The 19955-nt window shown below is 68.7% G+C and carries 20 protein-coding genes and 1 pseudogene; 5 read left to right on the top strand and 16 right to left on the bottom strand.

All coding sequences use genetic code 11. The features are described 5' to 3' along the window. Window positions 1-140 precede the first annotated feature (140 nt). A pseudogene (locus H8N03_RS06805) lies at window positions 141-377 on the bottom strand (MetQ/NlpA family ABC transporter substrate-binding protein); the annotation flags it as partial. A gap of 182 nt (window positions 378-559) precedes the next feature. Here H8N03_RS06805 and H8N03_RS06800 point away from each other — a divergent pair. Next, window positions 560-2062 carry a M48 family metalloprotease gene (locus tag H8N03_RS06800; protein ID WP_187075405.1) on the top strand — a complete coding sequence of 501 codons (1503 nt, stop codon included), beginning with the start codon at window positions 560-562 and terminating at the stop codon, window positions 2060-2062. Between the two features lie 50 nt (window positions 2063-2112). Here the strand turns inward: H8N03_RS06800 and H8N03_RS06795 are convergent, their stop codons facing one another. From H8N03_RS06795 to H8N03_RS06775, 5 genes are all read right to left on the bottom strand, one after another. After that, window positions 2113-2481, bottom strand: coding sequence for a type II toxin-antitoxin system VapC family toxin (locus H8N03_RS06795; protein ID WP_354005094.1), 369 nt, complete (start codon window positions 2479-2481; stop codon window positions 2113-2115). Between the two features lie 71 nt (window positions 2482-2552). After that, the gene (locus tag H8N03_RS06790) at window positions 2553-2846 is read right to left on the bottom strand and encodes a FitA-like ribbon-helix-helix domain-containing protein (protein ID WP_187075403.1); all 294 of its coding nucleotides are present in this window, start codon (window positions 2844-2846) and stop codon (window positions 2553-2555) included. 141 nt (window positions 2847-2987) lie between these two features. Next, window positions 2988-3785: a MetQ/NlpA family ABC transporter substrate-binding protein gene (locus H8N03_RS06785; protein WP_187075402.1), complete on the bottom strand. Its 798-nt coding sequence runs from the start codon at window positions 3783-3785 to the stop codon at window positions 2988-2990. A 38-nt stretch (window positions 3786-3823) separates the two neighbouring features. After that, on the bottom strand, window positions 3824-4489 hold the full coding sequence (locus H8N03_RS06780) for a methionine ABC transporter permease (protein WP_187075401.1): 666 nt from the start codon (window positions 4487-4489) through the stop codon (window positions 3824-3826). Then, window positions 4479-5510: a methionine ABC transporter ATP-binding protein gene (locus H8N03_RS06775; RefSeq protein ID WP_187075400.1), complete on the bottom strand. Its 1032-nt coding sequence runs from the start codon at window positions 5508-5510 to the stop codon at window positions 4479-4481. The genes H8N03_RS06780 and H8N03_RS06775 overlap by 11 nt, the downstream gene beginning before the upstream one ends. A 406-nt stretch (window positions 5511-5916) precedes the next feature. Here H8N03_RS06775 and H8N03_RS06770 point away from each other — a divergent pair, with 406 nt between their 5' ends. Then, window positions 5917-6912: a Bug family tripartite tricarboxylate transporter substrate binding protein gene (locus H8N03_RS06770; protein WP_187075399.1), complete on the top strand. Its 996-nt coding sequence runs from the start codon at window positions 5917-5919 to the stop codon at window positions 6910-6912. A 95-nt stretch (window positions 6913-7007) separates the two neighbouring features. Here H8N03_RS06770 and H8N03_RS06765 read toward each other — a convergent pair whose 3' ends face one another. From H8N03_RS06765 to H8N03_RS06740, 6 genes are all read right to left on the bottom strand, one after another. Then, complete coding sequence (locus H8N03_RS06765) at window positions 7008-8273, bottom strand: hypothetical protein (protein ID WP_187075398.1); 1266 nt, start codon at window positions 8271-8273, stop codon at window positions 7008-7010. Between the two features lie 67 nt (window positions 8274-8340). Next, window positions 8341-8682, bottom strand: coding sequence for a YkvA family protein (locus tag H8N03_RS06760; RefSeq protein ID WP_222622872.1), 342 nt, complete (start codon window positions 8680-8682; stop codon window positions 8341-8343). Between the two features lie 80 nt (window positions 8683-8762). Further along, window positions 8763-9776 (bottom strand): hypothetical protein, encoded by a 1014-nt coding sequence (locus H8N03_RS06755; RefSeq protein WP_187075397.1) that lies wholly within the window; start codon window positions 9774-9776, stop codon window positions 8763-8765. 32 nt (window positions 9777-9808) lie between these two features. Further along, window positions 9809-10972 carry a PDDEXK-like family protein gene (locus H8N03_RS06750; RefSeq protein ID WP_187075396.1) on the bottom strand — a complete coding sequence of 388 codons (1164 nt, stop codon included), beginning with the start codon at window positions 10970-10972 and terminating at the stop codon, window positions 9809-9811. After that, the gene (locus tag H8N03_RS06745) at window positions 10969-12942 is read right to left on the bottom strand and encodes a DUF2779 domain-containing protein (protein WP_187075395.1); all 1974 of its coding nucleotides are present in this window, start codon (window positions 12940-12942) and stop codon (window positions 10969-10971) included. Before H8N03_RS06745 ends, H8N03_RS06750 begins: the two co-directional genes overlap by 4 nt. Then, the gene (locus H8N03_RS06740; protein ID WP_187075394.1) at window positions 12939-13988 is read right to left on the bottom strand and encodes a helix-turn-helix transcriptional regulator; all 1050 of its coding nucleotides are present in this window, start codon (window positions 13986-13988) and stop codon (window positions 12939-12941) included. The genes H8N03_RS06745 and H8N03_RS06740 overlap by 4 nt, the downstream gene beginning before the upstream one ends. A 213-nt stretch (window positions 13989-14201) precedes the next feature. Between H8N03_RS06740 and H8N03_RS26230 the strand changes: the two genes are divergently transcribed. Next, window positions 14202-14336, top strand: a complete 135-nt coding sequence (locus H8N03_RS26230) for a hypothetical protein (protein WP_255428100.1) — start codon at window positions 14202-14204, stop codon at window positions 14334-14336. Between the two features lie 5 nt (window positions 14337-14341). On the opposite strand, the gene H8N03_RS06735 is transcribed toward H8N03_RS26230, so the two are convergent. Then, window positions 14342-16621 carry an AAA family ATPase gene (locus H8N03_RS06735; RefSeq protein ID WP_187075393.1) on the bottom strand — a complete coding sequence of 760 codons (2280 nt, stop codon included), beginning with the start codon at window positions 16619-16621 and terminating at the stop codon, window positions 14342-14344. 105 nt (window positions 16622-16726) lie between these two features. On the opposite strand from H8N03_RS06735, the gene H8N03_RS06730 reads away from it, so the two are divergent. Both H8N03_RS06730 and H8N03_RS06725 read left to right on the top strand, forming a co-directional pair. After that, window positions 16727-17209, top strand: coding sequence for a hypothetical protein (locus H8N03_RS06730; protein ID WP_187075392.1), 483 nt, complete (start codon window positions 16727-16729; stop codon window positions 17207-17209). Further along, the gene (locus H8N03_RS06725; RefSeq protein WP_187075391.1) at window positions 17209-17631 is read left to right on the top strand and encodes a hypothetical protein; all 423 of its coding nucleotides are present in this window, start codon (window positions 17209-17211) and stop codon (window positions 17629-17631) included. The genes H8N03_RS06730 and H8N03_RS06725 overlap by 1 nt, the downstream gene beginning before the upstream one ends. Before the next feature lie 12 nt (window positions 17632-17643). On the opposite strand, the gene H8N03_RS06720 is transcribed toward H8N03_RS06725, so the two are convergent. From H8N03_RS06720 to H8N03_RS06710, 3 genes are all read right to left on the bottom strand, one after another. Then, complete coding sequence (locus tag H8N03_RS06720; protein WP_187075390.1) at window positions 17644-18444, bottom strand: hypothetical protein; 801 nt, start codon at window positions 18442-18444, stop codon at window positions 17644-17646. A 225-nt stretch (window positions 18445-18669) separates the two neighbouring features. After that, window positions 18670-19137: a hypothetical protein gene (locus H8N03_RS06715; protein ID WP_187075389.1), complete on the bottom strand. Its 468-nt coding sequence runs from the start codon at window positions 19135-19137 to the stop codon at window positions 18670-18672. Then, window positions 19134-19718 (bottom strand): YqiA/YcfP family alpha/beta fold hydrolase, encoded by a 585-nt coding sequence (locus tag H8N03_RS06710; protein ID WP_187075388.1) that lies wholly within the window; start codon window positions 19716-19718, stop codon window positions 19134-19136. Before H8N03_RS06710 ends, H8N03_RS06715 begins: the two co-directional genes overlap by 4 nt. Between the last annotated feature and the right edge of the window lie 237 nt (window positions 19719-19955).

Here is a 19955-nt window from a genome sequence, read left to right as displayed (position 1 = left end):
CCCCACTCGAATCAGGCTCGCTTCGGGCGTGCGTAGGCGAAAAGCGGCCCTCCGCTCCTGAGGGATCTCGGGTTCTGGCGGCGCGGCTGATACTTGGGTCCTTAGCGATGGTAAGCGCAATGAGGAATGCGGCCTTGACCGTATCCCGGCGACGTCCAGGTCGTCGAGCGAGCGGGGCAGCTGCGCCGCGTCCAGTTCCACGAACTTGATCTTCTTCGGGTTCTCCACCACGTGCAGCGGCGTGAACTCGAAGCCAGCGCTGGATTCAGCTCGATCAGCCCCTGGTCCTGCAGCACCAGCGGCGTGCCGCCGCCGTTGGTGGGGTCGTTCAGGATGCCGTAGCGCGGGCCTTCCTTCAGGTCCTTCAGGTTATGGAGGGCGGCGTTGGCGCACGTAGTCGCTGAACTCCACCACCTACAGCTTCAGGCTCGGCGACTTTCTTCACCGCCTTGAAGATCTGGGCGTATGGGCTGGCGGACATAGAAGATTGCAACCGTCAGGTTCCGCTCTATGCTTGCGCGCAAGGCCCCGGCGCCGGCCAGCCCCATGGAGGACCGCCATGCCCATGCACCCCCTTCGCCCGCTGCTCCTCTCAGTCCTCCTCCTCTCCGCCTGCGCCTCCCAAGTCCTCAACCCCGTCACCGGCCGCACCGAACTCTCCGTCATGGACGAGGCCGCCGAGATCAAGGAAGGCGCCAAGGCCCACGAGGGCGTGCTGCAGGAGTACGGCGTCTACGCCAACCCCCGCCTGCAGGCCTACGTCAACGAGGTCGGCCAGAAGCTCGCCGCCCAGTCCCACCGCGCGAACCTCAAGTGGACCTTCACCGTCCTCGACTCGCCGGAGATCAACGCGTTCGCCTTGCCCGGCGGCTACGTCTACGTCACGCGCGGGATCATGGCCTACCTGGAGAGCGAGGCGGAGCTCGCCGGCGTGATGGGGCACGAGATCGGGCACGTCACCGCGCGGCATGGCGCGCAGCGGGCCACGCGCGAGCAGGCGGCGGGGATCGGCGTGCTCGCGGCTTCGGTGCTCGGGGCGGTGCTGGAGGCCGGCGGCATCGGCGGCGCGGGCAACCTGGCGGGCCAGCTGTCGCAGACGGCGGCGGCGGGGTACATTGCCTCGTACAGCCGCGACCAGGAGTCGCAGGCCGACCAGCTGGGCGCCGAGTACCTCTCGCGCAACCGCTACGACCCGCGGAACATGATCGACGTGATCCAGGTGCTCAAGCGCCAGGAACAGTTCGCCGCCGACATGGCCAAGGCCGAAGGCAAGCCCGCGTCCTCGGGCGCCAGCTGGCTTTCCTCGCATCCGGCCAACGACAAGCGCCTCGCGGACATCCAGGCCTATGCGGCGCGCTACAAGGAGCAGTCCGGCTACGGCGACGACGGGCGCGCGCGCTACCTGCAGGCCATCGCCGGCATGACCTTCGGCGACAGCGCGGAGCAGGGCCTCGTGCGCGGGCGCAACTTCTACCACCAGGAGCTGGGCATCGCGCTCACGGCGCCGGCGGGCTGGAAGATCCAGAACGCGCCGGAAGCGATCGCGCTGGTCAACCCCGCGGGCGACGCGGGGCTGGTCGTGCGGCTGGTGCCGCCCAAGGCCGGGACGACGCACGAGGAGGTGATCCGCAACGTGGTGAAGCCGGTGGACGGCCGGGTCGAGCGGCGGTCGCTGCACGGGCTGTCGGCGACGCACTTCGCGGGCACGGTCCGCAACCAGCAGGGGCAGTCACGCAACGTGGCGCTGACGCTGGTCACCGGGCCGGGCGATCGCAACTACTGGCTGCAGCAGGCGGCGAAGAGCAACGAGGCGCGGCAGCGGGCGCAGGCGGGGCTGGCGGAGGCGGAGGCGTCGTTCCGGGCGATGACGGCTGCGGACAAGGCGGCGGCGAAGGCCTGGAGCGTGCAGGCGGCGCCGTATCCGCGTGGCGGGTTTGCGGAGCTGGCGAAGGCGTCGCCGCTGCCGGCGGGTACGGCGGAGGCGCAGTTGAAGTTGATGAATGGGGTGTACGGGGGTGGCGCGGAGCCGAAGGTGGGGGAGATGGTGAAGGTGGTGCGGTGACGTAGGGTGATCGGTGGGGTGCGCATTCGCGCACCACCACCCTACAACACTTAGCCCGCCAGGTGCTCCCTCGCGGCCTTGGCCAGCTTCGCATCGAAAGTGGCAAGTGATGCTTGCAGCACGCCTGCCAGCCAGAGATATGCTGCGTCGTACGCGGACAACCCATACCGAACCGCCAACGCGTACTGGGCCTGCACATCCGAGCGATGCAGTTCGATGTCGTGCTCGAGATACTCGCGCAATGCGTCTCCGATCAGCGCTCGGGACTGGCCGCCGCGGGTCTTCTTCACGGCGACATTTGCGATCTCATGATCCAGCAGGAAAGGCGCATGGAGTGCCTTGCCTGCAAGCGCGTGCAGGGCGTCACTGCGCTGCGGCTCGTGGAACAGCACCGCCACGAGCACGCTGCAGTCAACCACCAGGGGCGGGCGGCCAAGGTAGGCCGGGGGCGGCTCCGCCACATGAAGCGCGCGTGACCGCGCCGATCCGCTCACCGGCTGTCCCGGTCCTCACGAATGATGTCGACACCAAGGGGACCGCCTCGCACCGGTTCGGGATACTTGACGAAACTTTCCCTGGCAATCTCCTCGATCGTGCGGGTGCCCCTGCGCCATCCCTGCAGCGGCGAGTTCACTGCACCAGGCCCGCGCGTTGCTGCGGGCTGGACCGCCTCCGTGATGATGGCCATCAGCTCTCCCTGGAGCGAGCGATGGTTGCGCGCCGCGCGCTGACGCAGCGCTTCGGCGAGAGGTTCCGGAACATCCTTGATCGAGAGGTTCGGCATGGCGGGCTCCTGAAGCGCGTGGAGCCATTTTGGAGCTGGAACGGAGCGGGGTCAAGTTCCCGCTGGGCCCTGGGACGCATAGGGCGGCCGATCGGCCGCCCTATCGGTTGCGGCTCGAGGCCGCAATGACGAGTTGGGGGGTTAGAAGCCCGGGACCACGGAGCCCTTGAACTCCGTCTGGATGAACTTCCGCACCTCCTCCGACTGATACGCCTTCACCAGCTTCGCCACCCAGGCCTTGTCCTTGTCCTGCTCCCGCACCGCGATGATGTTCACGTACGGACTCTTCGCGCTTTCCTGCGCGATGCTGTCCTTGCCCGGGTGCAGGCCGGCCGGCAGCGCGTAGTTGGTGTTGATGCCGGCGGCGTCCAGGTCGTCGAGCGATCGGGGCAGCTGCGCCGCGTCCAGCTCCACGAACTTGATCTTCTTCGGGTTCTCGACCACGTCCAGCGGCGTGGCCTTCAGCCCCGCGCCCGCCTTCAGCTTGATCAGCCCCTGGTCCTGCAGCACCAGCAGCACGCGGCCGCCGTTGGTGGGATCGTTGGGGATGCCGAAGCGCGCGCCTTCCTTCAAGTCCTTCAGGTTCTTGACCTTCTTGGAGTACACGCCAATCGGGAAGTTGACGGTGTAGCCGACCGAGGTGAACTTGTAGCCGCGGTCCTTGACCTGCTGGTCCAGGTAGGGCTTGTGCTGGTAGCTGTTGGCGTCCAGGTCGCCGGCGGCCAGGGCGGCGTTGGGCTGCACGTAGTCGCTGAACTCCACCACCTGCAGCTTCAGGCCGTCGCGCTCGGCGACCTTCTTCACCATGTCGAAGATCTGGGCATGCGGCCCGGCGGTCACGCCGATCTTGACCGGCTTGTCCTGCGCCAGCACACCGCCCGCCAGGGTGGCGGCGACGGCGAAGGCCAGGGTGGATTGCAGCAGCTTGCGCTTGTTCATGTTGTCGACTTTCCTTGGATGAAGAACAAAAGAGGGATTCACTTGTGGCTCAGGCGGCGCACCGCCCAGTCGCCCAGGCTTTGCACGGCCTGCACGAAGAGGATCAGCACCACCACGACGGCCAGCATGATTTCCGGCAGGAAGCGCTGGTAGCCGTAGCGGATGCCCAGGTCGCCCAGGCCGCCGCCGCCGATGGCGCCGGCCATCGCGGAGTAGCCGGTGAGGCTGACGAGGGTGATGGTGAAGCCGGCCACGATGCCGGGCAGCGCCTCGGGCAGCAGCACCTTGAAGACGATCTGCCAGGTGCTCGCGCCCATCGCCTGCGCCGCCTCGACCAGGCCCTGGTCCACTTCGCGCAGCGACGTCTCCACCAGCCGCGCGATGAAGGGCGCGGCGGCCAGCGTGAGGGGCACCACCGCGGCAGCGGTGCCGATCGACGAGCCCGTGATGAAGCGCGTGAACGGGATGATCGCCACCAGCAGGATGATGAAGGGCGTGGAGCGCACCGCGTTGACGATGCCGCCCACCACGCGGTTGACGCCCGTGTTCTGCAGCACGCCGCCGCGGTCGGTCAGGCGCAGCAGCACGCCCAGCGGGATGCCGATCAGCGAGCCGGCCAGGCCGGAGATGCCCACCATCACCAGCGTCTCCCACAGCGAGCTGGCGAAGAGCTCCAGCATGGCGGGGGTGAAGTTATCCCACATGGGCGACCTCCTCCACGACGACGCCGGCGCCACGCAGCTGCGCGGTCGCGGCATTGAGCTTCTCGCGCGCGCCGCGGGCGAACACCGCCAGCGATGCGAAGGGCTGGCCCTGCACCTCGTCGACCTGGCCGTGCACGATGCTCAGCTCGATGCCGTGGTCGCGGATCACGTCCGAGAGCAGCGGCCGGTCGGCGTCGTCGCCGGCGAAGGCCAGGCGCAGCAGCTGGCCGTCGGCGGCGGGCTGCGCGGTCATGAGGGCGCGGATGCGCGCCAGCACGCTCTCGGGCAGCGCCTGGGGCACGATCTCTTCGATCAGACTGCGCGTGGTGGCGTGCTGCGGCCGCGTGAAGACCTCGATCACCGGGCCTTGTTCCACGATGCGGCCGGCGTCGATCACGGCCACGCGGTCGGCCACCTGCTTGATCACCTGCATCTGGTGCGTGATCAGCACGATGGTCAGCCCGAACTCGCGGTTGATCTGCTTCAGCAGGCCGAGGATGGAGCGCGTGGCCTCCGGGTCGAGCGCGGAGGTCGCCTCGTCGGAGAGCAGCACCTTGGGCCGGTTGGCGAGCGCGCGGGCGATGCCCACCCGCTGCTTCTGGCCGCCGCTGATCTGCGAGGGATAGCGGTCGCGCATCGCGGAGAGGCCGACGAGGTCCAGCAGTTCGTCGACTCTTCGTTTGATCTCCGGTTGCGCCACGCCCGCGAGTTCCAGCGGCAGCGCGACGTTCTGCGCCACGGTGCGCGAGGAGAGCAGGTTGAAGTGCTGGAAGATCAGGCCGATCTCGCGCCGCGCCTCGCGCAGCTGCGGCTCGGAGAGGGCGGTGAGCTCGCGGCCGGCGACGATCACCTTGCCCGCCTTCGGCCGGTTCAGGAGGTTGATGGTGCGCACCAGGGAGCTCTTGCCGGCGCCGCTGCGGCCGATGATGCCGAAGACCTCGCCGGGAGCGACGTCCAGGTCGATGCCGCGCAGGGCCTCGTGGGCGCCGTACGCCTGGGTGACGGCTTGCAGTTGGATCATGCTGACTCGGGTTGTTGGCGGACAAAGGGCCGCCTGCGCCGCCGTGTCACGGGCGGTGCGACCAAAGAGGGAAGGGTATGGGCCGGAGCGCGCGTGCGCTCAGGCGGGACATCGCGCGCAGCGGCGCATTCGGCGGGAGGCGAGAGCCAGTCTCATGCTTCGCATTGTGGCGATGCGGGGCTGGGAAGGGAACGAATAAAAAATTGGATGCTTATGCGCGCACGCCTGGGCAACAGCGAAGACGGGTCTTGTGTCGCAGAGCTCGTAGGCTGGGTTGCGCGCACGCGCACCCCAGCGTTGCGCGAACGCGCTGGGGTTCGCTGGCGCGAAACCCAGCCTACGGAGCCGGCCGGAGCAGGGCTGCGGGCCGGGTGCTGATGGGTTCCGGACCGGCGAAAATGCGTTCATGCAAACACGTTCCCTCCCGCGCCGCACGTTCACGCGCCTCGCCGTAGCCTGCGGCCTCGCCCTGACGCTCTCCACCCCTGCCTTCGCCGCCTGGCCCGACAAGCCGATCCGCCTCGTCGTTCCCTTCCCCACGGGGCAGGCCACGGACATCTTCGCCCGCGCGCTCGCCGAGCAGCTCGGGAAGAAGCTGGGGCAGGCCGTGATCGTCGACAACAAGGCCGGCGCGGGCAGCAACATCGGCAGCGAATACGTGGTGCGCTCGGCGCCCGACGGCTACACGCTGCTGGTCGCGGGCAGCGCGATGGCGGTGAACCAGACGCTGTACTCCAAGGTCAACTTCGATCCGGCCAAGGACCTCGTCGGCATCTCGCTGATCGCCAAGGTGCCGCTGGTGTTCCTGGCCACGCCCGCCTCGGGCATCAAGTCGATGAAGGACCTCGCCGCGCAGGCGAAGGCGCGGCCCGGTGCGCTGAACTACGCCAGCGCCGGCATCGGCGGCACGCAGCATCTGTCCGGCGAGCTGTTCAAGTCGATGGCGGGCCTGTACATCACGCACATCCCGTACCGCGGCAGCGGCCCGGCGCAGTCCGACTTCCTGGGCAACCAGGTGCCGCTGATGGTGGACTCCGTGACCGCGGCGCTGCCGCACATCCAGTCCGGCCGTGCAGTGCCGCTGGCTGTGACGTCGGCGACGCGCTCGGCGCAGCTGCCCAACGTGCCGACGGTGGCAGAGTCGGGCGTGCCCGGCGTGAAGGGCTTCGAGGCCGTGGGCTGGCTGGGCCTGATGGCGCCGCACGGCACGCCGCCGGAGATCGTCGCGCGGCTGCAGAAGGAGGTGAACGACATCCTGCGCAGCGACGAGATGGCGCGCTTCATCCGTGAGCGTGGGTCGGAGCCGGCGCCGACGACGGGGCCGGAGTTCGATCGGTTTGTTGCGGCGGAGATCCGGAAGTGGGGGCAGGTGGTGAGGATTTCGGGGGCGAAGGCGGAGTAGGCCTCGCGACAACGGCTGGGGACGGGCGCTGTCCTCAGCTGCGGCAATGAAGTTCCGCGCACTCCTTCGTGATCGCGTCCAGCGTTCGTGAGAATTCAGAAGTGCGTCAGCGGCTCACGCACGGATTCGAGCAGCTTCTGCATGCCACCTTCATCCTCTTTCTTCGCCGTTTTGATGGCCTCGCCCAGGGCCTTGCGAATGCTGGACTTCAGCGAACGCAGGAGGACCGTCTGGTCGGAGAGCTTGGCCGCATACACCTCGAACAGAGCCTCCCCCTTGCCGGAGCCCGGCCTCAGGTTCTCTCCGTCGAACCAGCCGAGGTCACGCTTGGACGTCCAGATCGCGGCGTACACGTTGCTGTCGAAGGCCTCCTCACGCTTCGTACTCGTGCCTTTCTTGATCCCCAGCTTCAAGCCATAGCGAAGGTGAACGGTCTGGCTCCCCACCTTCCCGATGGCGCAGTCGGTGTAGATGATCCAGGTGCCGCCTAGCTTGCGTGAGTACGTCCAATAATCGCCCGACTCGTCCGTTGTCGTCAGCGGAGTGTCGGCCTTGTAGAGCGGATTCGCGCGGAACTTCGTGCCGGGGCGGCCCAGCTTCTTCTTGGCGTCGTTCATCGCTGCACCCTGCGCATCGGTGATGTGCGCCGTCAGCATCTGCCAGTTCTTCACGAGCAATGAGAACGCGCTCGCCCCATTGGCTACCCGTTCGCCTTTGATCATCTTGCCGGCGTGACCGATATGCGGCAGGAAGGAGAAGGCCAGGAAAGTCTTGAGCGAAAGAATGTCCGTGGAGGTCAGACGCGTCATCGCGAGTCCCTGTTGTTCGAGGTATTCGAGGAAGAGGTCCAGGAGCGAGCTTCCCGTTCGATCACTTGCCACCCGGAGCTGGTCGGCCAAATGCGTCAGGCGCAGGTGGCTCACGATGCCCCCACAAGCCTTTCCCTTGAGCTCCTTCTGGGTCGACAGGGGCAGCGGGTAGTGCGTGAGCAAGAGAACCTTGCGACCCGGTTCGGCGCGCGCCCAGTCCGCGTAATCGAGGAGCTGCTGGTTATTGAAGGTGGCGTTGGCACCGTCTGCTGCCTTGATCTCCACCAGGACGCTCGGACTGTCTTCGCCCTCGCGGGTCAGTGCAAGGTCAGCCCTTCGTCCGTGCCGTCCATAGGTGAACTCCAGCGAACCCTCCCACCGGCCCCGCTGACCGGACAGGGCGCGGTAGACCTCTGGATGACGACTCCCTACCGCCTTGAGCAGGTGGCCCATGTAGCGGCCCTGAAAGTCGCTCCCGCCACCCGCGTCGCCGGCTCCGCTCGCAGCCTTGAACTTGCCTTGGATCTCGTAGAAAAAGTTCTCTGATCTCATCGGTCCTTCCTGTTCTGCGGCGGGCGAACGTCGCCAGCATCGAACGTCGCCGTCACGGCTTGACGGGTCAGTCCCCGAACCAGTCCCGCATCTTCGCCGCGGCGAGGCCTTTCACCTTCGCATCGATGTAGGCAGCACACGTGGCAACGGCACCGGCGAGCGCCCCCAGGTCGTCGGTGAAGCCCGCCACGGGGATGGCATCCGGAATCGCGTCGATCGGAACCACGAAGTAGACGAGCGCGCTGTAGATCACGGTCTTGGCCCACATGGGCGTCTCCGGCTGCTGCGCGGCGTAGTAAAGCCATAGCGCCTTCTCGATGACTTCCCGGCCGGCGGACTTGGCGAAGTTCTTCACCTTCTCCCAAAAGCTGGAGTCGTCAAATTCGGCGGCGCTGATTTCCTTGGACATGGATCCCCTCTGTTCGTGTTGTTGGTGGGCAGAACAACGACCTGGCCCACCGACAGGTCAAACCTGAAGCTGGCTTTCGGTTACGGGGCGCCCTTGATCGTGGCAAAGACGATGGCATCCACCATCGCCAGGTTCGCGAGGTCGGGACGCTTCGGCTGGATCTGGATCAACGCCTGCCGCAACAGGTCCTCCAGGGCGAGGTAGGCCTTCTTGCTGGAAAACATCCAGTCCTCCAGCGTGACGATTCCATCGAAGAACTTCTTCCAGCGCGAGTCGAGCGGCACGACGTTCACGGCGAGCCCGGTGTTCACGAGGATGTTGCGCAGCTGCTTGTGACCGATCTGGGGAAAGGGCTTGGGATCGAGGCCCGCCGAGAAGTGTTTCGAGGAGGGCAGGTGGGCATCGCTGATCGTTCCGCGCGCCAGGTCGCAGAACAGTTGCAGGGCCTGGCCGTTCCGGCACAAAGTGTTCAACGGGTCCTGCGGTGCACCCGCCTTGGCGAAGTGCGGCAGATTGCCTTCGACCAACTCGCGCTTGAACTTGAGGCGCCACAGCCCCGAGTCGTTCATGCAGGTGTCCACCCATGGCCCCAGGTCGGCAGCATGGGCGAGCACTTGGTCGAGATGGAACAGCGGCCCGTCTGCGGCAATGAACAGCCCGAGAGGATCGGTCGCCTCGGACTTCTCGCGCGTGGAAAAGCCACACTCGACGAGCTTCTGCCAGAGATCGGCCAGAACGGTCGCGGGCGCCTCGCCGCGCCACATCCGTTGCGTGGCGTTCTCGACGTCCTCGGCTCGAGGCAGCGCTGCCATCTTCTCGGCCACACGGGCAACCACGCCTGCGTCGAAGGCAAGGGACGCAGATCGCGTGCCCTCGCGCCGATCTCCGGCCTTCGTCCGAATCCTTTTCACGGCGCCCTCTGCGTCGGCTTGATCGCAGAGATCGGCGACGGCGCGGCCGTCCTCGGTTCCCTGGGACAGGGCGTTGCCGCGAAGCGTCTTGCGCTCGTCGCGGCTCAATGCACGCACCTTGTCCATGTTCCAGAGGGTCGCCGGGCGCGACTGCTCGCGCCGCATGACTTCGTTGGTGCTCACTGGATCCTCACATTCGATGCAGACTTCATTCCTCAGGGCGCCACGCTGGCTTTGGCCGCCTCGAACACATGGTCGATGGCTTCATTGGCTCCCATCTGGCGCCAGAGCCTGACCATCTCGCTGTGCATCGCCTCGGGATCAAGGTCGTCCTCCACCTTGGCCTTGTAGGTGCGGATCCGCGTGAACGAGGACTTGAACTTCTTGTCCTTCTCCTTGAAGCGGGCGCGCAGTTCCCTCACGAAGCGCGCGCGATCGAACGAACTCCCATCCAGGACCGGGCCAACCTCGACGCACAGCGAAAGCTTCTCCTCCTCGCGGTGGAACCAGAACTTCGCGGGAAAGCTGGACCCCCATCGTTCCTTGTCGGCTACTTGGAGTTCTGGAGCAGTCAACCAGTCTCTTGCGACAAAGAACACATCGTTGGGCCGAGTGGAGAACGCCTCGACCTCGGACACATCCTGAGCGAACGTCTTGAAGGCCTCGCCCAGGGCCGAGACCTGTCCGTGCTCGATGATCAGGTCGAACGCCTGTCGATGCTGTGCGTAGATCTTCTTGCAGGCATTCACCAATTCTTCGGACACCACGACCTCCCTTTCCAACAAATGCAGATAGTCGCCAATGGCGTCGGCGATACGCGGATGCGGCGCGGCCTCCCTCAGGACACGATGCAAGGTGTCCTTGATGCGCCGGTAACCAATGCAGGCCCACGCGCCATCCTCGCCGTCGTAGCCGTCCGGAGTGAGGAACACGCCCATGAAGTTGTCTTCGTGATACTTGACCTTTGCGCGATCCCTGTAGTCGGAAAGCTGCTTGTCCCTCTCGGAGGCCCGGATCTTGTTTTCGATCACCACCAGCAGGCGGAGTGTTGGCACGTGGATGGTGATGTCGAAATGGTCGCGTTCGTAGTACACGAAGGCGCCGGAGAGATCGGCCACCGCGACGGTAAGCCTGGACAGCGGGGACTCTTCGGGATGCACCGCGACGACATCCAACAGGAAGGCTTTCAGAAACCGATCGCCGAGACCGTGCGCCTCGCTGGGGTTCAGCAGGTAGCCGATGAAGCGCGAGTGCCGGATTTCCTGCGTCTTCATGCCGACCGCGTCGAAGAAGTTGAACCTCTCCGCGACGTCATGTTCTCGCTCGAACGCCTCCACTGCCTCCAACAAGCTCAGGAGGCCATCCTCATGTTCCGTCATCGTTGTTTGCACTCCTCCCGCCACGCCTCCAGCACCATCACCATCGCCAACGTATCCAGCTCGCAGTACCGCTTCAACGCCGCCTCGACCCGCCCACGATCCGCAGCCGCCACATCCCCGAACTGCAACCGCGCATAAGCCATCGTCGCCGCGCCACCCGCCCGGATCTCCCCGAACTCCGACGACTCCTCGTCGTCGGCCTCCAGCGACACGTCATCGAACACCGGCGCCAGCAACTTGTACGGATCCTTCACGCCGCCGTTAGCCTCTCGCACCCACCACACCTGCTCCCGGAAGTTCAGGCTAGGAACCCCACCCGCCGCCCCGTACACCGGCTGCGAATAGCGCCCGCGCAGGTACGCCGACGACCGCAGCACCGCCGGCAGCACCTTCTTGATCGAACAGCTGCCCCGTGTGGACGGATGGAAGAACGCGCGCTCGGCCAGGTCGCACAGGTCCACCATGGCGCGGTCGCCCACTTCGATCCGCTTCGCATCGATCTTCCGGCGCGTCAGGCTGCGCAGGAACGCCATCAGCTCGGGTGCGTCGGCGGTCGGATGCGGGTCCGCTTCCAGTTCCTTCAGGATCGCGACCAGCGTCGTGTTCTCGTGCGGCGACCACATGAACACCGTGCCGCGCGCGCCCACCGCCCGCGCCAGCGCACGCGCGAAGTCGTAGTTCGGCCGCTGCCCCGGCGTGGTCACCAGGAACTCGTTCGCGTGCGCCACCGCGCCGTCGGCGGCGATGGTGTGGTGCGAGAACTGGAAGGCGATGTTCTCGTACGGGCGCTGGCCGGCGAAGTACGGCAGCGCGACGCGCGCCGTTTCGAAGTCGATCATGTGCAGCGGGTATTCCCACTGGCCCATCTCGCGCCGCAGCAGCTCGCGGTCCAGGTAGAAGTCACCGCCGCCCGGCCACTCGGGGCGGATCTGCAGGCACTGGCGCGCGTAGGCACCGAGGCCCTCCGACGCGGAAGGCTCGCCGAGCATGTCCGGCGTCACGTCCGCGAGCGCCACCACGCCGCGCTCCATCAGCTCCGCCTTCTTGCGGAAGTTCCACAAGTCCAGCACGGTGCCGCGGGCGATCCCTTCCGGGCCCATGCCGAAGGCCTGCTGCCAGCATTCGTGGAAGCCGCTGCGCTGGCCTGCCACGGGAGCGTCGACGCGGAATTCGCAGTGGGCGCAGCGCGCGCCGGGTACCGGTGCGATGCGCTCGTCGCGCACGTAGCGCTCGCTCCACTCCTGCGCGAGCGAGGCGAGCGTCGCCCCGGCCGGCGCACCGGGCGCCTTCAGCGGCCGCACCAGGATCTCCTGCACTTCCGCCTCGACATCCGCGCAGGTCAGCACCGGCTCCCCGATCGCGGCAGCACGCACCTCCACGCGCGCCTGCCTGCCATCGCGCCGGATCCGGAACATCTGGTTCAGCCCGTCGACGGAACCCGCCTTCGACTTGTCCGCCATCATCAGGCTGCACCGGGCCTGCAGGCCGGGGTAAGCAAGGGCGAACACGTGCCGCTGGAACGCGATGTCCTGCAGGTACGGCAGCATCTCCCCGACGATCCCGCCCCGCTTCGCGCGGAAGGCATGCGGGTCCGTGGAGTCGAAGGACTTGGCCTTCACCTCGATCAGTTCCACCTGCGTTCCCATTTTCCGCAGGATGTCCACGCGCACGAAGAAGTTGCCGTGGCGGATCGCGGCTTCGAAGATCGTGACCTCGTCGCGCTGGAGCAGGGCGTCCGTCTCGGCCACCTGCGCGTCGTGCGTCGCGGCGGTGACCTCGATGCCGCCGGGGAACATCAGCTTGGCCAGCTCCCCGACCTGGAAGCCGCCTTCGGCCAGCGCCTGCAGAAATTCGTCGTCGGACTTCGCGTCCGGGTACACCGCGGGCTTGCCCGTGTAATGCAGCTTGGTCGGGCACTCCACCGCGAGCTTGAAGCGCGACTTCGTGAGGTACCGAGGACGCGTGCTCATGCCGCCACCTTCATCCGGTGCGGATGCACCGCACGCGCCAGGCGCGCCGGCGCAAGCACCGTCACGTCGTCGCCGAAGCCCCGCAGCCACCACACCAGGCGCTCCGTCGATGCGACGGTGGCGCGGATCCTGTAATCGCTGCCGCGTTCCTCCAGGCGCTGGTCCGCGGCCAGGCGCGACTCCGCCAGGTGCAGCCCCGCCCCCTTGTCGATCAGGATGTCGATCTGCACCTTCTCTCCTTGTCCGAACGCCAGGCGACCCTCGTCGTCGAAGCGCTCCAGGTCGAAGCCCTTCGGCCGCGCGAAGGGCAGGCCCGTTTCCTTCGCCTTCTGGATGCGGTGCAGCGCCAGCGAGCGGTCGTCCTCGTAGCCGTCGAAGCGGCACACCAGGTACAGGCGCTCGGCCTGCTGCGCGAGGCCCAACGGCTGCACGCGGCCCTTCACCAGCTCGCCGCGCGCGTTCCGGTACTGCACGTCGAGCAAGTGGTTGGCGTAGAGGGCGCGGCTCACGGCGTCGAAGACGCCGGGCCGGATCTCGGGCGGCAGCAGCGGCTGCGCGCTGCTCACCACGCGCACCTTCTCCATCCATTCGCCGGCGGCGGATCCCTTCTGCAGGCGCGCAGCGGCGCCCAGCGTGCCGCGCGCCTGCGCGAAGAAGGGCTCCATGGACCGCATCACGTCCGCCGGCAGCAGCGCGCCGAGCTGCCGCTCCGCCAGCGCCAGGACCAGCGACTCCGTCTCGTTGAGGTGCGGGATGGACAGGCCGCGCGCCGCCTCCTTCCAGCAGTAGCCGTAGGGCCGCTCGCGGTCGTCGCGCTCGATGTCGAAGTGCGCGGAGAGCTCCTCCAGCTGGCGTTGCACCGTGCGCAGGTCCCGCTGCCAACCCGCATCCCGCAGCTGCTTCCACAGCTCCGTCGCGGTGATCTTGCGTCCGCGCGGGATGCGCTTGAGCAGCTCCAGCGTGAAGGCGAGCGTCTCCAGCGAGGCCGGCCGCGATCGCGTGCCACCTTTCCCCCGTGCGCTCGTCGTTTTCTTTTCCTGCGTCACTGCTTTGTCCGCGTCCTGGTCGCCGCCGGATGCCGGCTGCCTCCCGCCAGGCGCGAGGTGCCGATGCTAAGAGCCGTAACTCGATGTAAGCAATACGCCATTGCGACGCCTGTTGCGGGCCACCCACGCAGGAATGCACACGACGGCGCTGCGGCACGACGCGTCGTGCCCCGCTGCACAGTGGCACCGTTCCAAACCTTGTAGCAAGCTGACATGTTGATTCCCATCGCGGTCGCCATCTCCATCCTCGGCACCCTGTCGTCCACCGTGCGCTCCTGGGTCGGGGCCCCGATCTACTGGGCCTCCGTGCTCGTCCTCCTGATCACGCTGTACGGCATGACCGTGTAGCGGCCTCACACGAAGCCGATGCCAGCGCGCTGGGCACCCGGCTTCACGGCGTGCTCCGCCTCCAGCTCGCCGACCCAGGCGGCCGGGTCCAGCGCGAGCTGCAGCGCACGCACGCGCCGCACCACGTTGGCGAAGTCGCCGGGCGTGAGCTGGTCCAGCCGGTGCAGCCGCGCCGCCACGTCGGCGGCCAGCGCCGGGCGCGGCTCTTCTCCGCTCCAGCCCAGCGCGGTCTCACAGAACAGGGCCTCCCGCTGCTCCGGCCGCAGCGGCAGCATCTCCAGCCGGTACTCGAAGCGGCGCAGCAGCGCGGCGTCGATGTGGCGGCCGAAGTTGGTGGCGCAGACGAATACGCCCTGGAATGCCTCCACCTGGCGCAGGAATTCCGCCGTCACCGCCACCTCGGGGCGGTGGCCGGAGGCCTCGCGCGCCGCGAGCAGCGTGTCGGCCTCGTCCAGGAACAGGATCTCCTGCTGCGGCTCGCACTCCTCGAACAGGCGCGCCACGTTGCGCTCGCTCTGGCCGAACCACATCGAGTTGATGTCGGATGCCGTGCGGTACACCAGTTCGCGCCCGAGCCGCTGTGCGATCTCCGCCGCCAACTGCGTCTTGCCCGTGCCGGGCGGGCCGCTCAAAAGCAGGCGGCCGCGGCCCAGCCGCTCCAGTCCGCCCAGCACCGCGTCGGCACCGATCGCACCCTTGGCATGCAGGTAGCGCAGGTCGAAGCGCGTCGCGCGCTCGGGGATGCCGGGGCGCAGCTTGCAGCCCATGGCCTCGAGCATGTCGCCCAGCATCACCTTCACGCCGGCGTCGGCCCGCGCACCGGCGAGGCCGGCCAGCTGCGTGAAGTTCGCGGCGGAGGACACCAGCGCGGGCGATGCATTCGGGTCCGCCGCGATGGACTCCACCAGCTGCGTCGAGCACCCGAGCGGCGCCAGGTGCCGGCGCACCACCTCGCGCCGCACCTGCCGCGGCGTGGCGGGGAATTGCAGGCAGTAGGTGAAGCGCCGCAGGTACGCCGGGTCCAGGTGGTCGATGCGGTTGCTGATCCAGAGTACCGGGTGGACGTTGCGTTCCAGCAGGCCGTTGACCCACGACTTGCTGTCGTCGCGCCGGCCGAACATGCGCCCGAGCGGGTTGTTGTATTCGGCCTGGAAGATGTCTTCCGCTTCGTCGAGGACGACCACGCTGCGGCCCCGCGGCGCGAACACCTGCGTGAGCAGCAGGCTGCCCAGGCGCTCCTCGCGCGAGGCGGGGTCGCCGTCGGGGTCCGTGTCCATGACGCTGAAGCCCTCGGCGCCCAGCCGCTGCACGACCTGCGCCGCGTACTGCGTCTTGCCGGTGCCGGGCGCGCCGTACAGGAGGATGTTCACGCCCGGGCGTTGCGTGGCCAGCGCCTGCGCGAGCGCGGCGCGCAGCAGCTCGCTGCGCGCTTCCAGGTGCGGCCACGCGAGCGCGTCGTCCACCGGCTGGGGCAGGCGGCGCAGCACGATGGCGGCCATCGCCGCCGCGTCGCGCACGGGCGTGGTGACCAGCAGCATGCCCAGGCGCGACACCCGCAGCATGTCTTCCAGGTCGTTGCGCTGCGTGAAGCTCCCGGCGTCCAGCAGGCCGCTGCGCAGCAGGCGGGAGCCGCGCCGCATCATGGCGCGCACGTCGTGTTCTTCGGCACCGGGCAGCGCCGACTGCACGGCCTGCACGAGGCGCGCACCGCCGGCGGCCGATGCGAACGGTGCGGTGCCGATGCTGCTGGCCAGCACCGCGGCGGCGAGCGCGAGGTAGCCGCGCTCCACGTCCGTCAAGGCGAGGAGCTGCCCGAGCATGTCGACGTTGCGGTCCGCCGGCAGGGCGCTGCGTGCGACGCGGCGCTCCAGGTCGGCCTCCAGCGCGTCGAACAGCGGCCGGAACCGCGCGCCACCGCGCACCATCGCCTCGCCCACGATCTCCAGCACGACGTTCTCGGGCGGCTGCAGCGGCAGGGTGCGGCCGCTGCGCGCGCCGGCCTTCAGCCAGCGGGCGACGTGCTCCTGCGCGTCGTCGCGGACCAGGTTGCGCATGCCGCGCCTGCCTCCAGAGGGCAGCGGCGCGCCGGAGATCGCGTCCCGCAGCAGCGTGCGCTGCAGGCGCAGCAGCGGCCAGAAGGGCAGCGCCAGCGCGGCATGGTCCGTGTCGCTCTCGCGCACGCGCACGTTGCGGTAGATGCGCAGCAACGCCAGGCACACGCGCAGGTTGGCCGCGTGCTCCGGCTTCCTGCCATCGGGGCGCCATTCGCCGTCTCGGAATCCCATGGGTGCTCCTGTCTTTCGATGAGGCGGCAGTCTCCGCGGCGCTGCGACACGTTGCGTCGCACCGGCTTCCTAGAGTGCGTCCCCCCACCAGCGGAGACCCTTGCCATGAAGACCGATGACCTGCTTCGCCGCGCCTTGCTGAAGGCGGCGCTCCCGTGCCCGTTCACCCGCACCGGGCCGTCGCCCGGCTTGCTGTATCCCGCGGGCGCCCATGCCTGCACGCTGCCCCTGCGCGAAGGCGCGCCCGCGGCGGAACTGCGCTTCGCCGCCAGCGAGCTCGGCGTGCCGCGCGTCGAGATGACGCTGCTGCTGCCCGGCGACCTGGCGGGCGCCGACACGGTGGCGCTGTACCAGCGGGTGCAGCACGTCCACGACCTGTGCTGGCCCTGCCACTTCTCGCGCCACGAGGCGACGCGGCACATCCAGGTGCGCGCGCAGGTGTTCACGCGTTGCGTGCTCGATCCCGGCGAGCCGGGCGTCGACGAATTTCCCCTCGCGCCGGACGCGACGAGCCTGGCGCGCTGGATCCGCACCAGCTACGCGTCGTCGAAGCTGCTGCTCAGCGCCTACGCAGGGCAGGTGAGCTGATGGGGCCGATGGAGGACGTGTGCACCTATGCGCTCGCGCGCCTGCTGCGTTCGCGGGCGGTGTCGGTCGGGGCGCGAGCGCCGGGGCGGATGTTGCTGCAGCGGCGGGTGCGCGAGGCGATTGCACGCGCGCCGCGCAGCGCGCCGACGGCGCTGGACGACATCCTCGAACGGGTGGCGCAGGATGCCCGCCAGCGGCTTGCAGGCCTCATGCCCGATCCGCCGGCCTCGGACCCGGTGGGGCAGCTGCTGCTCCTGCGCGCTGCCGTGGCCGCGCGGCCGGACCTGTGGGAAGGGCTGGAGCTCGCGCCGGCGGGCGCCGACGCACTGGCAGCCGCACTCGGGCTGCCGGCGGGCAGCATCCCGCCCATCTACCTGCAGCGCCTCGCCGCGCAGCACGAGGCATTCGCAAGGCTGGCGTGATGGCGCGGGAGGTCAGCTCCGGGGCGCGAGGAAGGGAAAGCGCTGGAGCAGCCGATCGACGAAAGTTTCCGGCACGCGGGCCGGTGGGAGGTCGAGGCCCTTCGCCAGCGCGTCGCGCACGCTGCCTGGGCGCAGCCTCACGGATTGCCACGCGCCTGCGTGCACGGCGAGGGCCTGCTCCAGGAGCATCAGCTGCCGCAGCGGGCGGGCATCCGGCGGATCCGCCATCACGTCCCGCAGCACCCAGCGGCAGCTGCGGTCCACGTCGAACAGGATGCCGTCGAACATGGCGGCCTCTGCTTCGCCGGCGTCGGCGCGGTGCCGCAGCCAGCCATCGACGCGTTCCTGCGCCTGCGCGCTCGCGCCGTCCCGCATGCACCGAAGCGCCGCGTCCCGGACGAGGACCCAGGCCGGACCGGCGTCCGCGAGCTCCGCAAGGTCCCAGCGCACCAGCCGCGAGAGCACGAAGACGCTGAAGGGTTGCAGCAGCTCGATCGGGCAGGGCGCGATGCGCCGCAGCGCGGGCGGCGTCCCGGCCGTCCCGGACTGCAGCAGCTCCAGGCAAGTGGCACACGTGGAGAAGACCGCGACCAGCATGTTGAGCGTGGCCTCGCGTTGCGCGAACACCATGCCCGCGTCCGGGGGAAGGCCGGGGACGTCGTGGTAGCCCGTGTAGACGATGGACTGCTGCACGACCAGCGTGCCGGTGGGCAGGTCGCAGTGCACGGCGGCCCAGCCGCGCCGGTTGGCGTCGTTGGCCAGGCGCAGGAGCGCGTCTTCCGCCTTCGCGTCCGCGGAGATGGCGACCCGCACGCGGACCTGCGGGATCTCGTGCGCGGGTGCGTTCGCGCTGGCCTCGAGCTCCAGCCAGGGGCCGGCATCGTCGAAGCGGAAGCCGTCGGAGATGCGGTCGGCCGCCGCGGAGCTCTGGACCGCGAAGGCCTCGCCGGGCGAGCGCCAGCGCAGGTCGAGGGAGAAGGTGGCGCGCTGCAGCGCCTGGAGCAGGATGTCGGTGAGCAGGACGGGACCCTCCTTGTTTCAGTCGCGGGCCATCCTCCCCGGCGGCGCGACGGCTCGTGTCGCAGCGGTGCGCGCGACGTCGCGCGCCGGCGGCAACGCCATTGCCGCCAGCTCCACCACGAACTCCTCCAGCGGCTGCGCGGGCTCCCGCTGCGCAGCCCAGTCCCAGAACGCGAGGAAGCGCGCCTGGAACTTCCTGCGCCAGCGGCGCTGGAGGTACATCGTCGCGCCGAGATAGTCGATCGGTCGCAGGTAGCGCAGGGGCAGGCGCCCGAACGCGGCCAGCACCGACTGCGCCATGAGGCGGCGGAACCGCAGGGACGGATGGCATTCCGCCACGTAGCGGGCGAACACGCGCGACGTGCCTTCGCGCACGCCCTCGCGGACGGCCTGCTCCGGGTCCATGCCGCGGCGCGCGAGCGCCTGCATCGCCTTCGCTTCGAGGTCCCGGCACAGCGCGAGGCGCTCGCGTTCGAGGTCGTTCATCCAAGGCTTGCCGCAACGGCGGCGATGCGGTCCATGACGCTCCCCCAGTGCGACTCGTAGCGATGTCCGCCGTCGGGCGTGACGCACCGGAAGGCGTCCGCCGGGATGCGCTGCAGGGCGCTCGTGTACGGGAGGACGTCGTCGTCCTGCGCGAGGAAGAGGCTGACGAGGCGGGCGTCCAGGCCTTCGGCGAGGCTGGCCTCCATGGCCGCCCATTCGCGCGCATGCTCCTGCGTGACCTCGAAGTCCGCCCCCGTGCTGTAGTTCCTGTGGGTGCCGATGCGCTTGCCGACCGTCCGGCTCGGCTCCATGCTCGGGTTCACGAGCACGCAAGGCAGGCTCCAGCGCCGCGAGAAGTAGCAGGCATAGAAGCCGCCGAGGCTGGTCCCCACCAGGATGAGGGGAGAGCTGCGGGCCGTCCGGATGAGCGAGTCGACTTCGTCGCGCACGGCGCGCGGATCGATGGGCAGGTCGGGCGACAGCACGGAGCGGGGGCCGAACCTGGACCGGAGGGCCTGGGCTTTCGGCCCGTTGCCGGCGCTGGCGAAACCATGGAGATAGAAGATCGTCGGCGTGCTCATGCTGCTCCTTGTGGAACGGCAGAGGATAGGAGCGCACACGACGCGTCGCGTCGCGCCGGTGCGCGGTGGGCGCTGGCGCGCTCGGTGGGGTTCGCTTCGCTCACCGGCCCGCGGCGCGCCGCGGCCACCCTACGACGAACGGCGGGACACACCGGTACGTAGGCTGGGTTGCGCGAAGCGCACCCCAGCGTTCGCTGCGATCGCGCCGATCGCTGGGGTGGCTTCGCCAACCCAGCC

Source organism: Ramlibacter cellulosilyticus, from assembly GCF_014297465.1.
Lineage (GTDB): Bacteria > Pseudomonadota > Gammaproteobacteria > Burkholderiales > Burkholderiaceae_C > Ramlibacter > Ramlibacter cellulosilyticus.
This window is presented reverse-complemented; position numbering and strand designations above follow the sequence as displayed.

What these genes read in the sequence shown, in the direction of transcription:
- H8N03_RS06800 (WP_187075405.1), top strand. Translation starts at nt 560, where the DNA reads ATGCCCATGCACCCCCTTCGCCCGCTGCTCCTCTCAGTCCTCCTCCTC.
- H8N03_RS06790 (WP_187075403.1), bottom strand. Translation starts at nt 2,846, where the DNA reads ATGCCGAACCTCTCGATCAAGGATGTTCCGGAACCTCTCGCCGAAGCG.
- H8N03_RS06785 (WP_187075402.1), bottom strand. Translation starts at nt 3,785, where the DNA reads ATGAACAAGCGCAAGCTGCTGCAATCCACCCTGGCCTTCGCCGTCGCC.
- H8N03_RS06780 (WP_187075401.1), bottom strand. Translation starts at nt 4,489, where the DNA reads ATGTGGGATAACTTCACCCCCGCCATGCTGGAGCTCTTCGCCAGCTCG.
- H8N03_RS06775 (WP_187075400.1), bottom strand. Translation starts at nt 5,510, where the DNA reads ATGATCCAACTGCAAGCCGTCACCCAGGCGTACGGCGCCCACGAGGCC.
- H8N03_RS06770 (WP_187075399.1), top strand. Translation starts at nt 5,917, where the DNA reads ATGCAAACACGTTCCCTCCCGCGCCGCACGTTCACGCGCCTCGCCGTA.
- H8N03_RS06765 (WP_187075398.1), bottom strand. Translation starts at nt 8,273, where the DNA reads ATGAGATCAGAGAACTTTTTCTACGAGATCCAAGGCAAGTTCAAGGCT.
- H8N03_RS06760 (WP_222622872.1), bottom strand. Translation starts at nt 8,682, where the DNA reads ATGTCCAAGGAAATCAGCGCCGCCGAATTTGACGACTCCAGCTTTTGG.
- H8N03_RS06750 (WP_187075396.1), bottom strand. Translation starts at nt 10,972, where the DNA reads ATGACGGAACATGAGGATGGCCTCCTGAGCTTGTTGGAGGCAGTGGAG.
- H8N03_RS06745 (WP_187075395.1), bottom strand. Translation starts at nt 12,942, where the DNA reads ATGAGCACGCGTCCTCGGTACCTCACGAAGTCGCGCTTCAAGCTCGCG.
- H8N03_RS26230 (WP_255428100.1), top strand. Translation starts at nt 14,202, where the DNA reads ATGTTGATTCCCATCGCGGTCGCCATCTCCATCCTCGGCACCCTGTCG.
- H8N03_RS06735 (WP_187075393.1), bottom strand. Translation starts at nt 16,621, where the DNA reads ATGGGATTCCGAGACGGCGAATGGCGCCCCGATGGCAGGAAGCCGGAG.
- H8N03_RS06730 (WP_187075392.1), top strand. Translation starts at nt 16,727, where the DNA reads ATGAAGACCGATGACCTGCTTCGCCGCGCCTTGCTGAAGGCGGCGCTC.
- H8N03_RS06725 (WP_187075391.1), top strand. Translation starts at nt 17,209, where the DNA reads ATGGGGCCGATGGAGGACGTGTGCACCTATGCGCTCGCGCGCCTGCTG.
- H8N03_RS06715 (WP_187075389.1), bottom strand. Translation starts at nt 19,137, where the DNA reads ATGAACGACCTCGAACGCGAGCGCCTCGCGCTGTGCCGGGACCTCGAA.
- H8N03_RS06710 (WP_187075388.1), bottom strand. Translation starts at nt 19,718, where the DNA reads ATGAGCACGCCGACGATCTTCTATCTCCATGGTTTCGCCAGCGCCGGC.